Origin of the sequence: Chitinophaga filiformis (assembly GCF_023100805.1) — a bacterium.
In the GTDB taxonomy this organism is placed as follows: domain Bacteria; phylum Bacteroidota; class Bacteroidia; order Chitinophagales; family Chitinophagaceae; genus Chitinophaga; species Chitinophaga filiformis_B.
The window spans coordinates 5,793,152-5,809,621 of the sequence record NZ_CP095855.1; the positions used below are offsets into that span (position 1 = coordinate 5,793,152).

Genomic DNA, 16,470 nt, shown 5'->3' on the forward strand with positions numbered 1-16,470 from the left:
TGTGACCATGATAATGAAAGGTTTGGGAAGATAATTGGGAGATGAGTGAAAATAGTATTGATTATCTCGTAACTGCTCCCTGATACTGGTATTGCAGCTGCTTCAGTATCTTTCCGTCCTGGTCCTTTATGGTCACTAAACGACCATCGCTGTCGTACAGGTAATAATTGGTGTTATTGCTTTCGTTGCAGATACCTGTCATGCCAACCAGCGGATCGTACGTATATGTGATCGCCGTGCCATCTGCAGGATATAAACGCAACTCGTCAATGAACCCTGTACCGCTGATGGTCACGGCCGCCTGAGCGCTTATTTTATGCTCATAACAGGTCCATCCGTTCGTCGTCTTTCCTTTCAGCGGGTAACCTGCTACCGTTCCCGTAATGCTATAAGGCGCTGCATTCTTTGTCCAGTAAGTTAAGGTGTAATTCCTGGCTGTTGTCAGCCCTGATCTGCTGATCGGACCTGCCGCCAGGTTATAACAATACTTCCCACTTATTGTTGTGGCATCGGGAACAGCGGCGCCAGCGTATGTCCAGTTACCTTTCCCATCCGCCTCAAAACCGGCATAGGCCACATCTGCCTGCCGCGCGTTCCTGAACTGTGCTACCATATAACCGCGGTTGTAATCCCATATATAAGCGCTCAGATCACTGCCCTGTTTTTCGGCTTCAATGATATTATAGCTGGCATCATACTTATGCGCCGTTGCTTTTAAGACATAGGCAGCGCTCTTCACGATGCCATTGCCTGCAACCGCTGCGGGAACAATGGTTTCCGAGAGCGCATCCGTTTCTGCGCTGTATTGCTTGTCAAACAGGACCACAGGGCCCGATGCGGTGGCAAGAGACCTATACGCCATATAATCCGCTGCGCTTGTCTGCAATACCTGCGATGCCAGTTTCCGCTGTTCATACCATTCTATAACCGGATGCATATTCGCGCCCTGCAGTTGCTTTATAGCCTGCGCCTCCTGCGTAAGCGTGCCGGCAGGCAGGGTATAATCGAGCGGATAGCGCATGGTGGTGATCAGTACCGTTCCATCAGACTGCTGCGCGGTAATTTTACTCGCCTGCAGATGCGATACATTGTCATAGGCATAAGCTTTTGAAGTCGTGAATGCCCGGGAAGGAAGCGTCAGATCATACGTTTCTGTGATGGTGGAATCGAGGTGGAACCATTCCGATGGATACAACCAATTTTTCCCTCCGGCAAATACCGGCTTATCACTTTCAAAATTGCCGGCAGGCGCACAGGGATGTTTGACATAGTAGTCGACCGTACTGCATGCAAAAGCCTTAAATCCCCTGCTGTCCAGGCTATATACGTTCCTTTCTTTACTCACAGGCTGAGACAGGTTGTTGTAAATTGTCTTTGCGCGCAGGTAACCATTCCTCCAGCCGGGATTGAATTCTCCCTGGAAGCTTGTGCTGTTTTGATACTGGTAGAGAATACATCCATTCGCTGCCCCTTCTCCGATGTTTTCTTTGACATAAGTATATCCTATATGGCTTCCCGTACCCAGTGATATCATACTATTGGAAGATAAACGGATACCCGTATACATGGCATAAGCGCATCCGGATCCTGTCTGTACAAACTTCACCACCGGCCTGTTATACATCGGCATTCTGTATAGCCTCCCGCTGGAATGGGCCGTATCGCCGGGTATGCGGTAAGTATATGATTTCACGATGGACTTTGCCGCCACAGGGTCCCAAAAAGTCATTCTCTTCAGGCGGCAACCACCTATCAATTTATTCGGTGCAGCAGTACTGCCTGTGCCTACTTTACCACTCAGATTACCTGTTACTGAAAAGCCGTTATCCCTTACTTCTGTCATTACAAAATAACGCTGACCGGCTTCCAGGATCAGGTTGTCTGTCTGGTTGTACTGGTTGCTCTCATTATAGGAAAATACAAATGTGGCGACGGCCATTCTGCCTGCCCGCCTGTAAACAGTAACGCTTCCGGCTGCATGATCGATCTTGGCAGCATCGCCAATTGCAGTGGCGGGGATATTCAGTCTGCCGGTAAATGTGGCGCAGATACCATCAGGATTAGCTGCGGGATCCACATAGTAATCCGCAGAACTATCTCTTTTAAAAGCAGTACTGGTTGGGTAAGAGGCGGTGGAACCAATATTCCGGGTCTGGTATGTAGTAACAGGTGGATCGTAGTTCACTACATCATGCAGTTCCCATTCAAAATTAGTATACCCTCCTGTCGGATAAGTGATCCTTTCCAGCATGCCGGCGGCTGCATAGTTGCCATTCGCTTCCCTGTCGGCGCCCGCAAAACGCAGTGTACCGGCTTCAGTGGCACAACTACTGCAATCCGGAGGAGCCGGACGTTCCACACAATTCGTATACGAAGGGATCAATGTGGTATTGTCATCAGCCCCATTGTAATAGCCCCAATGATCTTCGGCCCTGGAACTCTTGGCAGGCAGCTTCATGGCGTTGTACAGGAAATTGTACCGCTGCGCTTTCAAGGTGTCCGTACTGTTACCCCCGTTGATATAGACGCCTGCCAGTTTAAGCCGTTTATTATCTGTTCCGCTGCCATTATTGGTGAAATAGTCATACCTGAAGCTAATCGTCCTGAGTATCACTCCTGCCTTATTTTTTACGACCATCGCATTGATCAGCGGTACCATTCCCGCATCTCCGGGAGCAATGTCCGTTCTTGTATTCCAGGCAACCGTAAATTCGACACTTCCCTGGCTGAATTCAATTTTCGTAAGTTGTTTTCCGCTAAGTGTGTTCGTAAAGAGACTATACGCCTCTGCTCCTTCCTCATTCCATTCACCGCTACTCCCCTGGTAGAATTCCTGTATAAAGCTTTCTCCCCCGCCGCTGATATAACGGGTATTAGCGTAGGTAAAAACAACAGAGTCCACCCGGTCTGCCGAGAGTATCTTAGTCAGGTACCAACCGGCCACATTCGTGCTTCCGGCGCCATCCGACTTATTATAACTGCTTTCTGTTGCGTTGAAAATATACTTATGGCCATCAGGCGTCACAATCTGGAATTCACCGTCGCTGACCGTCGTTATCCGGAGATTGGTCATGGGCAATTGCCTGATCTGATCTGCAATAATAAACTTCCCGCTGTAACCAGGGATAGTATACATGTAGAGGTCCGGCACACCGTCAATCGTGTTCTGCGAAAGCGCATATGCCTGCTGATAATCCACGGGATCCCTGACATCAAAACCACTCTCCCTGGCCATTCTGTACTGCTGCCAGGTACTGTTATCAGCACGGCCATATACAGTGCGCGATATAACGCCTCCCGCATGCAAAGCCCAGCCCAGGCCAATATTGGACGCCTCCTGGCCAACGGCAATACCAGCCGCATGATAGTTCAGCGAAACAGGCACTTTGACAAAAGACGTACTGATCTCGTACAAAGGAATATTGATATCGGGCATGCCTGTAAAGCCACTCACAGGAATATCGGTAAACTTTACCAGGGATGCAGTTGCAGGTGATGGTGCAGATAAGCCGGAAAAGGGATCGGGTATGACAGGTTGTTGCCCTGATACAACTTTCACAAACAATGTTACCGCAGCCATTGTGTTAACAAGCCATTGATGGTATCTCATAGAAGTATGGTGATTACTGGATTAACTTTTTACAGCACTGTTGTAACTATATCATGCCCGTCTGACTGACAGTAACGTCACGCAGCATCCTTAATAAGACCTATAAGAAAGCTTATAAAGATCCTCTGTTCACATGCATAAGTCAGATGGAAAATGAAGGGTGTGACAAACAAAAAGGATTAACAGAAAAAGCAGCGTTTATACGAAGTAAATAAATTTCAGAACATCCAGCAAAAAAATTATGCTGCTAAAAATTTATTCCGTTGAAGAACCATTTCACCACCTTGTTATCTTTCGGATCTATCTCAATAAAAAAACTATTGAAGAACCTGTATCCGTTAAGTTCGATCCCTACCATGCAGTGCCCGTTTTTCAAGGGCATCCTTGTATATACTTCCAGGTAGAGAAAATATGTATTATCCTCGATCCCCTCATGGTGTTCCGTGATCTTCACACCTGGCGGTGCCACCACCTGCAGGCGTACCCCGCTCAGATCAGGGATCTTTACCGACCTGTCAATAGTATAGGCTTCTTCCGGCAGGTCTCCCATGAGATCGGAACGGCGGAAATGGAACTGGCCCGGATGAACAACAGGCTTATAATAAGCCATTTGATAGAAATAATCCCTCCCGGGGAATATATGTTGTAAGAAATAATCGAGCGCGGTCTGTTCGTACAGCACGCTATCATGGCTAACATTATCTTTCATGAGATGCAGTATAGGAAATATTGCTACGATATTAGCATTATTTTATTAAAGGAAAAAGCCTGCCGGTCATCACACCAGCAGGCTTACTATTTAACCTCAACAAACTTACAGGTTACCTTTCTTCAGTTCCTTCACTGCATAATCGCAGGCTCTTGCCGTCAACGCCATATAGGTGATAGACGGGTTCTGGCAGGCGGAAGAAGCCATACATGCGCCATCAGTGATGAACACATTCTTTGCAGCATGTACCTGGTTCCAGCCATTGAGCACGGAAGTCTTCGGATCGCGCCCCATTCTTGCAGTTCCCATTTCATGGATGCAATGTCCCGGAGGCGGCATACTGTCGTAGGTACCTACGTTCTTCAGACCTGCTGCTTCCATCATCTCTTTCGCACTCTCCGCCATATCCTTTCTCATCGCCAGTTCATTCTCTTTGAAAGAACAGTCTATGTCCAGGGTTGGCAAACCGTATTTATCTTTTTTATCCTTGTTCAGCGTTACTTTATTCTCATAGTAAGGCAGATGCTCGCCCCATGCGCCTACACCAAATGTCCAGGTGCCTGCCTCTGTCAGTGATTCCTTGAAACCAGCCCCGATACCATCAAAGGAAGTACCACGGCCACGGTCTGCACCTCCCTGGTAACCGAAGCCACGCACGTAGTCATTACGTTTGGTAGCCGCGTTCACGTTACGGAAACGGGGAATGTAGATACCATTGGGTCTGCGCCCGCTACTATAATACTGATCCTGGAAGCCATCATATTCCCCACCGGCGCCAACACCGAAATGGTGGTCCATGAGGTTATGCCCTACCTGCTCACTGTCATTGCCAAATCCGTTAGGGAAGCGGTGGGAAACAGAATTCAGCAGGATAGATGCTGTACCCAGTGTGGAAGCATTGAGGAAGATGATATTTGCGTAGTACTCTATCGTCTGCATCGTATGCGTATCCAGTATTTTAACGCCGGTAGCCTTGCCCTTCTGTTCATCATAGATCACTTCCAGCACGACAGAATCGGGCCGCAGGGTCATATTACCGGTTTTAGCCGCTGCCGGCAGTGTTACCCCATTACTGCTGAAATACCCCGTAAAAGGGCATCCGCGGGCGCAAAGATTACGGAACTGGCATGGGCCTCTGTCGTTATGTTTTTCTGTCACATGCGCCACACGACCGATGGTCATGATGCGGTCTTTGAACTGCTCCCTGATCCTGCCGGCTACATGTTTTTCCAGGCAGTTCATTTCCATGGCCTTGAGGAATTTCCCGTCGGGCAACTGTGGCAAACCTTCTGCCTGTCCGCTGATGCCTATGTAAGTTTCTACATAATCGTACCAGGGCTCAATATCTTTATAACGGATCGGCCAGTCAACGCCGAAACCGTCTTTTGCATTGGCTTCAAAATCAAGATCACTCCATCGGTATACCTGGCGGCCCCACATCAGGGAACGTCCGCCTACCTGGTAACCACGGAGCCAGTTAAAAGGCTTTATCTGGTTGTATGGATTCTCTTTGTCATTCACCCAGAACTGCTGCGTTGCTTCGTCAAAAGCGTAGCACTGGCTTTGTACAGGGTAGTTGTCCTTCTGTTCTAATGTTTGGTTAAGGCGGTGCTGGAACTCCCAGGGCGCCTTCATTGCGGTGGTGTAATCCTTGATATGTTCTACGTTACGGCCACGTTCAAGTACAAGTGTTTTTAATCCTTTTTCACACAGCTCTTTTGCTGCCCATCCCCCGCTGATACCCGAACCGACTACTATAGCATCATAAGTATTTTCTTTCTCCGCTCTAATGTTGAGATGCATAGTCCTGAATTAAATTAGGAATTAAGAACAAGGTACCCGGAATATCTTCCGTCATACACGAATTCCTAATTCCTAACCGATATTAAATATTTCCTTTCTTCATTTCTTTCACCGCGTAATCCACCGCCCTGGCAGTCATCGCCATATAGGTCAGTGAAGGGTTCACGCAGGCTGCAGACGTCATGGAGGCGCCGTCGGTCACAAATACGTTCTTTACAGTATGCATCTGGTTCCAGCCGTTCAGGATGGAAGTTTTAGGATCGCGTCCCATACGGGCTGTACCCATTTCATGGATCGCCATACCGGGATATGAACCCGCATCATATGTCTTCACATCTTTCAGGCCCGCGGCTTCCAGCATTTCCGCTGCATCATTCATCATGTCCTTACGCATCTTCATTTCGTTCTCCTTGAATTCTGCATCGAATTTCAATACCGGTTGTCCCCAGTCATCTTTCACGGATGTATCCAGTGTTACTTTATTGTCTTCATATGGCAGACACTCTCCGAAACCGCCGAGGCCCATGCTCCAGGACCCTGGTTCAGACAGCATATCTTTGAAATCTTTACCCACGCCCAGTTCAGCAATACCACGTGCCCAACCGCCACGGCTGGCGCCGCCCTGGTAACCGAAACCACGCAGGTAATCGCGTTTATCGCTGCCGATGTTACGGTAACGGGGTATGTAGATCCCGTTTGCGCGGCGACCAAAGAAATACTTATCGTCAAAACCTTCTGCACGGCCGGAAGCGCCTGTACGGAAGTGGTGGTCCATCAGGTATTTACCCAGTACGCCACTATCGTTACCAAGACCGTTCGGGAAACGGCTGGAGGTTGAGTTCAGCAATACGAAGGTGGTGCCCAGAGTAGAGCCGTTCACGAAGATGACCTTCGCATAATATTCGGTCATCTGTTTGGTATGCTTGTCTATCACACGCACGCCTGTTGCCTTGCCCAGTTTTTCGTCGTAGATCACGGAATTTACAATACTGTCTGGTCTCAGCGTCAGGTTGCCGGTAGCCATGGCCGCCGGTAAGGTGGAAGACTGTGTGCTGAAGTAAGCGCCGAACGGACAGCCCCTGCTGCACAGGTTACGGAACTGGCACTGGGTACGGCCCGGTAATGGCTGTGTGATGTTAGCCACACGGCCCATGGTGATCTTACGGCCCTGGAAAGCCTGCTCTACTTTCGACTTCACATCTTTCTCCACGCAGTTCATTTCCATGGCCGGCATGAAGTGGCCATCCGGCAATTGCGGCAGGCCTTCCGCCTGACCACTGATACCCGCAAATTTCTCTACATAATCGTACCAGGGCGCCAGGTCCTTATAACGGATAGGCCAGTCGATCGCAATACCGTCTTTCAGGTTCGCTTCAAAATCTATATCGCTCCAACGGTAAGACTGACGGCCCCACATGATGGATTTACCACCTACGATGTCAGGACGGTACCAGTCAAAACGTTTTACTTCGTTATATGGGCTCTGGGAGTCGTTGATCCAGTATTTTTCGTTATGCTCGCTGTAAGGATAATCGCGGCTCAGTTTAGGATGTGTTTCACGCTGGTCAACGGTAAGACGTCCGCGATGTGGAAATTCCCAGGGATCTTTTGTTGCAGTTTCGTAATCCTTAACGTGCTCTAATTTTTTTCCCCTGTCCAGCATTAATACTTTAAGGCCTTTCTCGGTGAGCTCTTTGGCAGCCCATCCGCCGCTTACGCCGGAGCCAACTACGATCGCATCATATGTGTTCTGCTCCTGAGCTTTCATATTCAGATTCATGGAATTCTTTGTTTTTTGTTGACATACTTGGTTCTCTTCTTACTTAGGAGGACTTATACAGCCCATGCCTTGTCCCCTTTCTTGTAAGGGATACAGCCTTCATATTTACCCGGCACGGCTACATAGCGCAGGGCTTTCGTAGCACCCGGTTCTGAAGTGAAATAACCGGTCAGGGTCAGTTCTTTCAGGATCTGGAAGTAATGTGTAGGATCTCCTTCTTTCTTGTTGTCTCTTTTATTGTAGTCAACACGTTCTTTATCGATTGCAGTCAGCACCGTGGTCTTTTGCTCTGCAGACAGATCTACAAAAGGTTTCTTGAATTGTTTTTCACTCGCTTCATCGATCTTTTTCAAACCATCCAATACTATTTTCTGGTCCTCCGCCTTATAACAGTCATTCAGCATCGTGACGATGAACTCATCTACTTTCGCGGCTTTAGCGCCCGGTGTGCTTGTTTCCGGAATGATCGTTTCCGCTATCTCTGCCAGGATATTCTTCGTTTCCTGCGCTTTCAGCGCATAGTTCTCAGGTGCCTTCGGGTTACAGCCTTCCAGGGCTGACAACGTGGACGCGGAAATAGCGGTACCCAGTAAAAGGGCAACGTTCCGGATGGCTTCTCTTCTATTCATAATAGTAAATTGATTTGACCTTTCGCCCTAAGTTTCAAAAAAAAATTGACTTTTCATAAAAAAATAATCAAACGGAAGGTTAAAATCTGAAAAATGTAAAAAAGCGAAAGGGCGTTTCATCTAAAACGAAACGCCCTATTCTATCCATTTTGTTGAGATATCTACATGATGTATTTGCCCTTTTCGTCTACCAGTATCACCGGTAATTTGTGGTGGGCCTCGAAATATTCGTATGCTCCTTTCAGGTCGGTCCACAGTTTTTCGGCTGTGGTAGTGGTGTCTTTGTCCTTCTCCTTCTCCCTCATGGCGAAATTGGTCAGGTAGTCCATGGAGCGCGCATTTCCGAACTTAACGGGGAATACGTGTACCGGGATGAAGTCCTGTCCGGCATTCTTGGCGTTCACTGCCAGGATATATACTTCTTCAATAAAATCGTCTGTTAAAGGGATACAACCTATGGTCAGGCAGCTGCCATGGATGTAGATCTCGCCACCAGGCTTTTTAGGATCGCTCAGGATCCTGTCTGCAAAGTTGGGATAGTTGATACCCAATGAGAGGTGGTAATTGCTGTTTGGGTTGAAATCATTGATATAGTAGAATCCTTCCGGTACCTGCCTGTCCCCTTCCTTCCGTTTAGGGCCCATTTTCCCCGACAGCGTACACACACGGTATGACTTAAATAACCGGAATGTGTCTGCCACACTATTCTTTACCCAGATCTCCAGTTCACTGTCCAGCTTAAAAGAGCGTAAGAAGATGTATTTAGCCGGATAAGTCAGCCCCTTCTTCTTAAACTCCTCCTTTAACTGCTCTTCTTTGTCCCTGTAGGCATACCCTACTTTCGGAAACATTTTCTGGTTGTCCAGGAATGATTGCTGCTGGGCCTGCACCTTGCCTATTGCCATCAGCATTAAAACTGCTAAAACGACCTGCTTCATAGATATTTTAACACAATTTTACAAGTTCACTTACGCTTCCACCTATCTTACGGGAGCATTTTGCTGTGGTTCCATATTAAAAGTCCTGTAAGCCAGGAAGAATAGTAACAATGCAAAAATAGCGTATATCACCATTCCCACCTTCCGGTTGGCGAAACGCAAAATGTAATGACGCTCGCCCTGGTAGATCAATACAGCCGTTATACATTGAAAAATCCCTCCCAACAAAAACAATACTCCTAACAAAGTTTGTACTCTCATAAGAAAACGATCTCTTATGCAAATTATTTTAAATTCCGGAACATTTACAATACCATGAAAGGGTCAGATAAAAAACAGGAACCGGTATACCTATCCTATCCCTGCTTTCGGAACCCTTCCAAAAGCAAAGATAGGACAGAATATCCCGATTCCTGATCATATCAGTTAGCGCTTACCGCTTAGCTGTCGCTTCATTCAGCCCACGCAACAAACGCCCTTTTCTCTCTAAAGCAAAGCTTTATAGCATTCCCTGCGCCCTGGTATTACAGCCCTGCCCGCGCAGGGGCTGCAAGGATATGCCTGATCAAAGCGAAGCCTTACAGGTTCCCTCTCAGGGCCTGTTCCCTTTCTATTGATTCAAACAGCGCCTTGAAATTGCCTTTCCCGAAAGATTTAGCCCCTTTACGCTGGATGATCTCAAAGAAAACAGTAGGACGGTCCTGAACCGGCTTTGTAAATATCTGCAAGAGGTAGCCTTCATCATCCCTGTCTACCAGGATACCCAGCTGCTTCAATGGCAGCAGATCCTCATCGATATGCCCTACCCTGTCCAGCAGAGTGTCATAGTAAGAACCGGGCACTTTCAGGAATTCCACGCCCCTGTTCTGCAGCTCGGTAACGGTCTCTATGATATTGTTGGTAGCGATGGCCACATGCTGTACGCCCGGACCACGGTAGAAATCCAGGTATTCCTCTATCTGGGATTTCTTCTTGCCTTCTGCCGGCTCATTGATAGGGAATTTCACACGACCGTTGCCATTACTCATTACCTTGCTCATCAGTGCGGAATATTCCGTGGAGATGTCCTTATCATCGAACGACAACAGGTTGCGGAAACCCATCACTTTCTCATAGAATTCCACCCAGGTATTCATCTCATGCCAACCCACATTACCTACGCAGTGGTCTACATACAGCAGCCCGGTATCTGTCGGATTGTAGGTTGTTTTCCATTCCCTGTAACCTGGCAGGAAGGGGCCATTGTAGTTCTTACGTTCTATGAACAGGTGCACGGTATCGCCATAAATGCGGATACCGCTGCGTACCACGGTACCAAACTCGTCTTTCTCAGTTACCGGCTCCAGGTAAGGTGTTGCCCCTCTTTTAACCGTCTCTTCAAAAGCGGAACGGGCGTCGTCCACCCAGAGGGCCAGGACTTTCACGCCATCCCCATGTTCTGTGATATGGCGGGCCATGTCATTGTCAGGGTTCAGGGGCGTGGTCAGCACAAAGCGCAGCTTATTCTGTACCAGCACATAGGAAGCCCGGTCTCTTACACCGGTCTCCGGACCGGCATATGCCAGCGACTGGAAGCCAAAGGCTGTCTTATAGAAATGGGCAGCCTGCTTCGCATTTCCCACGTAAAATTCAACGTAATCGGTACCATTTAACGGGAGGAAATCCTGTACATCGGCAGGAATAGCCGAAACGGCGACATCTGAAGTTGTATGCATGATGGATTGGTTTTAGAAATTTTGGTGTATGAAAATATTGTTGACTATACGTAATAGATGTTGAAACAATGCCTCAGCGCATTGAAGAAATGACAGGTAGAACCACTGTAAATGGGCGTGGAGAAAACTCAGTAAACAGATTGCGAAAAGGAAAACAGAACGCCCGTAAAGGCAGTATCATACCTGCACTTAGGAGAGTGCGGAATCCATAGCCAGCGTAGCCATCAGGAAGTAGTACTTGCTGTGACGCTGATCGGATATTTTATGGTATGTATGCAGGTGAAGCATAAATTAGTTGCTAATGCAATATTAGCACTTCGGAATATCAAATCCAAAAAAATACTGTAGAGAATGCAACCGGATCAACATAAACAACTTGTGTATCATTTACGGATGTATTGCTCAAAATAAGCCATGAACTTTTCATTGCCATAATCGGCCGCCCCTACATGCCGGTAAGCGACCTGTCCCTTTTTGTTGATGATCACCGTTGTTGGTATAGACCTGCCCAGCAATTCCCCTGGTATCTGGCTGTCGGCCACATACAATGGCAGGCTGTATTGTTGCTTTTTGAGGAAGTTATTTGCTTTCTTATAGTTACCATCCGTATCCACCGTCAGGAAGATCACGTTCTTATCTTCCCGGAACCTTTCATATAAAGCGTTGATAGAAGGCATCTCCGCACGGCAGGGAGGGCACCAGGTAGCCCAGAAATTCAGGAATACCACCTTCCCTCTCAGGGAAGACAACGTGAACGTTTTTCCATCACCATCCACAAAAGACATATCGGGCGCCATCTCACTTTCTGCGTTTTTCTCTTCAGGCATTCCCGGCTGGAACAGCCCCACCTTCATCAGTCCCTGCATCACGCCCGCCTTCACCGAAGGATTCACCAATACCAGTACCAGGAAAAGGACCATGATGCCCGTCGTAAAATTCGACCATGAGAAAAAACGTCTCAGATTCATAAGTGCATAGCTGTTTACAACACTAAATTACAACTTTAGCGGCTAACAGCCACTGCGGCAATAATTGGCATCAGCTGCCGGTACGCTGGGGAATATTAACAGCTGATTGTCAATCCTTCCGCTGATTCAAAAATTTGAACGTTTGATTAGCAGCAAGCCCTGCTCCTCTCTGCATTATTGAAAGCTTTATTGTTGTCTGCCGGAAAGCTTACTGAAAAATATTTCATAAGTAAACAAACATTTACTTACTTTTGTTCTGTCAACGATCGAAAAGACATATTTCATGAGACCTAAAAACCTGGAAAAGGAAGAAGCGATCCGTACCATCGCCCTGCAGATCATTGCTGAAGAAGGACTGGAAAACCTCAGCATGCAGAAGCTGGCGAAAGCGGCCAACATATCGCCCCGTACTATTTATATCAAGTATGAGAACAAGGAAGACTTTCTCGTCAAACTGTTCATCGATGAAGTATTGGGGGCCTATGAAAAAGCCATACTGGAGAAATTTAAACCGGAAATGGAATTCGCGGAAGGCGTAAAAAAGCTATGCACCAATGCATTCCGCTTCTTTAAGAACAATCCGCATGCCTTTGCCCTGATGAAATACGGTAAGTCCTCTCCCCTGCTGAATAAAGCATTCCAGGAAAAAGACATAAAGGAAGGCGACTTCTTCGCTCCCATTCACCGGTTCCTTGAAATGAACGCAAAAGCGGGCGTTATCAGGAAACTGCCGCAGGAAGCTTACAGGGCGCTGTTATTCTCTCCCATATTAGATCTGATCAATGAATATTTCGACTATCAGCAAAGGCATAAACAGATCATTACAGATAAGGTATTTTCCGACTGCTGCGACGCTGTCATAAAAGGTCTGCTGAAATAAAGCGCACTAATAAACCAACATATGAGTATCCTCAAAAACAAGAAAATTGCTATCGTCGGAGGTGGCCCGGGAGGCCTTACCCTCGCCAGGATCCTGCAAATGAAAAATGCCAGCGTAACCGTCTATGAAAGAGACGCCGGTAAAGATGCCAGAGCACAGGGCGCCACACTTGATCTTCACTATGAATCAGGATTAAGAGCATTACGTGAAGCAGGGCTCATGGAGGCATTCAAAGCCAACTACCGCCCGGGGGCAGACAAGCTGCGGGTGATGGACAAACACGCCAACATCGTCATGGAAGATGAAGACAGGGAACGCGGTGCAGAAGAATATTTCCGTCCCGAGATAGATCGCGGGCCGCTAAAGCAGCTCCTCCTGGAATCACTGCATCCCGGTACTGTTGTGTGGAACAGTCATTTTGCATCGCTCGCGCGACTGGATAATGGCTGGCAACTGAGGTTCCGTGATGGAAATACTGCCACTGCCGATATTGTGGTTGCTGCAGATGGCGCCAACTCAAAGATCCGTCCTTACATTACGTCCATCAAACCTTTCTATGCAGGGCTCACCGTGGTAGAAGGCGCTGTGTACAATTCCGCTGCGGTCATTCCTGACATACACCGTTTGCTTCAGAACGGGAAGATCTTTGCCATGGGCGATGATAAATCCTTAATTATAAGTTCCAAAGGAGATGGTAGCCTGGTATTTTATACCGGTTGTAAAACCGATGAACACTGGAGCCGGGATTGCGGGATCGATTTCTCTGATAAAGCGCAGGTCTTAGCCTGGTTCAAGACTACTTTCACAGGCTGGGCGCCGTTATGGAATGAACTGTTTGAAAATGCATCCTCACCATTTATTCCCCGTCCGCAGTATTGCATGCCATTAGATCAGACCTGGGAACCTTTACCCCACCTCACCATGCTGGGTGATGCAGCGCATCTCATGCCACCCTATGCAGGTGAAGGCGTCAACATGGCGATGCTGGATGCACTGGAACTGGGTCAATGTCTCACGAATGATGCATTTCCTGATACGCTTGCTGCTATTACATATTACGAACAGCACATGCGCGAAAGAGCAGCAGCAACAGCGGCTATGTCACTCGAATCGACAAACGTACTGCATTCACCCGATGCCATCCCTTTCATGAGGCAGACCGTCGGTTGATCAGAAGGTATTCTTCTTCTCCAGCTCCGGCAATACCTGATCTATACGCCTCGCTAATTCCGGCAGTTTAATGGTAGGCACCGCAGGGAACAGATGATGTTCCAGGTGATAGAACATGCTGAAAGTAATTTTATTCTTCCAGCCGCCCCGCTGTGTCCGTGCGAGTTCAGGATGCTCTTCCGTATCATGATGCACTGTCCAGACAGCAAAGAAGGCCATCAGGAATTCACCAGCGATCATGATGATAATATGATAGATGAGAAAAGGTATCTTAAAATAAAACACGATAAACGCAAAAACAGCAATAGCCGCCAGTTCTGCCAGTACATTCCTTACATACTTCCTGTTGCCGATCTGTAGTGTTATCTTATGGATCAGGAACATATGTACAGGGCCATAAAAGATAGCGCCGTACCAGCTCATACCGGCCGATTTTCCTTCACAATCCTCCTCAGACAAACAATACTTATGATGCCTGATATGATTGAACTTCACTGCATGAATAGATGCCATCATCAGTACACTGTTTGAGAACAGGGTGAACCAGGTCAGGAATCTGTTAGTGCCGAGAGAATTATGAAACCCGTTATGCACCTGTCGTAAACCGGTCAGAAAGAAAAATGCGGAACAGGGCAAAGCCAATATGTAATAACCGGAATATGCCAGTATCCAGGAAGAGAACAACCAGGTAGCGTCAGGTTGTTTTCAATCAGCATTTCCCTGACAGATAAGTCTTTGAGGTCTTTCCATGTTACCTTTTTTACTATCTCTGCATGTGTCATGTATAGGAATTTTAGTAGGGTTCATCAAAAGTACGGATCGTATACAGGTAACATATGACAAAAGTCATCTTCCACAAAACAAACCGGGCCATTCCGTAAGGAACGACCCGGTTTTTGTTTCACTGTTCTTTGACCTGTAACCGTTGTAGCAATAATTGATCATTTACAGCTATCAGCCATCATTGAGCTGATGTGTCCATCGTTATATAATCCTGAATTAGCCTGACAGATTTGATTCGCATTCAAATATTGGTAGTCATCTTTCAGATCAGCTGTAACTGGTACAACCTATCATTGATGAATTTTATTTCTTCCGCGCTCAGTTTAAATCCTGAATTAACCTGCGGATTTGATCCGCATTCAAATATTGATACCACCTTTCAGACCAGCTGCACCTGGTATAGTTTATCATTGATAAACTTTGTTTCTTCCGCGCTCAGTTTTACATTGATAGCCCTTGCATTCTGTATAGCCTGTTCCGCATTGCGCGCTCCCACCAAGGCCACGGTAATACCAGGACGGTTTATCGTCCAGCGGATCACCAGCTGCGCCAGTGTCACACTTTTGCTTTCCGCCATAGGTCTGATCTGATCAAGGAAAGCATTGATACGCTGCAGGTTGTCCGGCTGGTAGAACTTCGTGTTGGGACGATGATCGCCCTCCCCAAAGGGATGACCGGCTTTGATCTTACCGCTCAGGATACCTCTCTGCAAAGGGCTGTATGCCAGTATGCCCTTTTTGTTCTCTATACAATAAGGCACCAGCTCTTTCTCGATCTCTCTTTCTACCATGCTGAAAGGCACCTGGTTGGAAGCCAGTTTTATTGTTTTCTCCGCCTCTTTCATTTGTGCAACGCTGTAGTTGCTTACACCCGCTTCGCGGATCTTTCCCTGCTCCTTTAAGCGCAAAACTGCTTCGAAGGTTTCATCCATCGGTGTAGTTACATCCGGCCAGTGGATCTGGTACAGATCGATGTAATCCGTACCCAGTCTCCTGAGACTGTTTTCACATTCCAGTATAATACTTTCCTTGCCGGCATATTTGTAAATGTCGATGTCCCTGCCATTGTTATCCTTGCTGCTGAACGCCAGGGTTCCCCTGGCCAGGTCCCAGCGCATACCGAATTTTGTCATTACCTGGATCTTGCTTCTGTCCAGGCCTTTCAGTGCATCTCCGGTCAACTCTTCACTTAATCCCTGGCCGTAAACAGGGGCTGTATCTATAGAGGTAACGCCCTCGTCAATGGATGCGCGGATCGCCTTTACGGCATCATGATGTTCTGTTCCGCCCCACATCCAGCCACCAATAGCCCATGCTCCAAATGTAATTGCTGATACTTTCAGATCGCTTTCTCCTAATTGCCTGTATTCCATTAATTATCTGTTTCTGTTTTGGTTGTCTGTAAACGCGTGATATAAAAATATAAATTCCGGTTGAGTGCTCTTTACTACGAATTAAAATAGTCGTCCTGACCGTGGCACAGATT

The 16,470-nt window shown here is 47.3% G+C and carries 12 protein-coding genes; 2 read left to right on the forward strand and 10 right to left on the reverse strand.

Annotated features, from left to right (window positions below; genetic code table 11):
• Positions 1-61: 61 nt before the first annotated feature.
• The 8 genes from MYF79_RS22445 to MYF79_RS22480 all read right to left on the reverse strand — a co-directional run bounded on the left by MYF79_RS22445 (position 62) and on the right by MYF79_RS22480 (position 12,152).
• On the reverse strand, positions 62-3,610 hold the full coding sequence (locus MYF79_RS22445) for a hypothetical protein (protein WP_247810069.1): 3,549 nt from the start codon (positions 3,608-3,610) through the stop codon (positions 62-64).
• Positions 3,611-3,857: 247 nt separating this feature from the next.
• A complete protein-coding gene (locus MYF79_RS22450; RefSeq protein WP_247810070.1) occupies positions 3,858-4,319 on the reverse strand; it encodes a hypothetical protein in 462 nt (153 codons plus the stop codon).
• A gap of 105 nt (positions 4,320-4,424) precedes the next feature.
• The gene (locus MYF79_RS22455) at positions 4,425-6,122 is read right to left on the reverse strand and encodes a GMC oxidoreductase (protein ID WP_247810071.1); all 1,698 of its coding nucleotides are present in this window, start codon (positions 6,120-6,122) and stop codon (positions 4,425-4,427) included.
• Between the two features lie 82 nt (positions 6,123-6,204).
• Positions 6,205-7,902 (reverse strand): GMC oxidoreductase, encoded by a 1,698-nt coding sequence (locus tag MYF79_RS22460; protein WP_247810072.1) that lies wholly within the window; start codon positions 7,900-7,902, stop codon positions 6,205-6,207.
• A gap of 53 nt (positions 7,903-7,955) precedes the next feature.
• Complete coding sequence (locus MYF79_RS22465) at positions 7,956-8,531, reverse strand: gluconate 2-dehydrogenase subunit 3 family protein (protein ID WP_247810073.1); 576 nt, start codon at positions 8,529-8,531, stop codon at positions 7,956-7,958.
• A 161-nt stretch (positions 8,532-8,692) separates the two neighbouring features.
• Positions 8,693-9,469 (reverse strand): murein L,D-transpeptidase family protein, encoded by a 777-nt coding sequence (locus MYF79_RS22470; protein ID WP_247810074.1) that lies wholly within the window; start codon positions 9,467-9,469, stop codon positions 8,693-8,695.
• A 578-nt stretch (positions 9,470-10,047) separates the two neighbouring features.
• A complete protein-coding gene (hppD, locus tag MYF79_RS22475; protein ID WP_247810075.1) occupies positions 10,048-11,184 on the reverse strand; it encodes a 4-hydroxyphenylpyruvate dioxygenase in 1,137 nt (378 codons plus the stop codon).
• A gap of 383 nt (positions 11,185-11,567) precedes the next feature.
• Positions 11,568-12,152, reverse strand: coding sequence for a TlpA family protein disulfide reductase (locus MYF79_RS22480; protein ID WP_247810076.1), 585 nt, complete (start codon positions 12,150-12,152; stop codon positions 11,568-11,570).
• 283 nt (positions 12,153-12,435) lie between these two features.
• Between MYF79_RS22480 and MYF79_RS22485 the strand changes: the two genes are divergently transcribed.
• Together MYF79_RS22485 and MYF79_RS22490 are read left to right on the forward strand one after the other, a co-directional pair.
• Entirely contained in the window at positions 12,436-13,032 is a 597-nt protein-coding gene (locus MYF79_RS22485; protein ID WP_247810077.1) for a TetR/AcrR family transcriptional regulator, read from the forward strand.
• 21 nt (positions 13,033-13,053) lie between these two features.
• Entirely contained in the window at positions 13,054-14,202 is a 1,149-nt protein-coding gene (locus MYF79_RS22490) for an FAD-dependent oxidoreductase (RefSeq protein WP_247810078.1), read from the forward strand.
• Here the strand turns inward: MYF79_RS22490 and MYF79_RS22495 are convergent, their stop codons facing one another.
• Both MYF79_RS22495 and MYF79_RS22500 read right to left on the reverse strand, forming a co-directional pair.
• A complete protein-coding gene (locus MYF79_RS22495) occupies positions 14,203-14,796 on the reverse strand; it encodes a fatty acid desaturase family protein (protein WP_247815095.1) in 594 nt (197 codons plus the stop codon). It abuts the gene before it with no gap.
• A gap of 568 nt (positions 14,797-15,364) precedes the next feature.
• Positions 15,365-16,357 carry an aldo/keto reductase gene (locus MYF79_RS22500; RefSeq protein WP_247810079.1) on the reverse strand — a complete coding sequence of 331 codons (993 nt, stop codon included), beginning with the start codon at positions 16,355-16,357 and terminating at the stop codon, positions 15,365-15,367.
• Between the last annotated feature and the right edge of the window lie 113 nt (positions 16,358-16,470).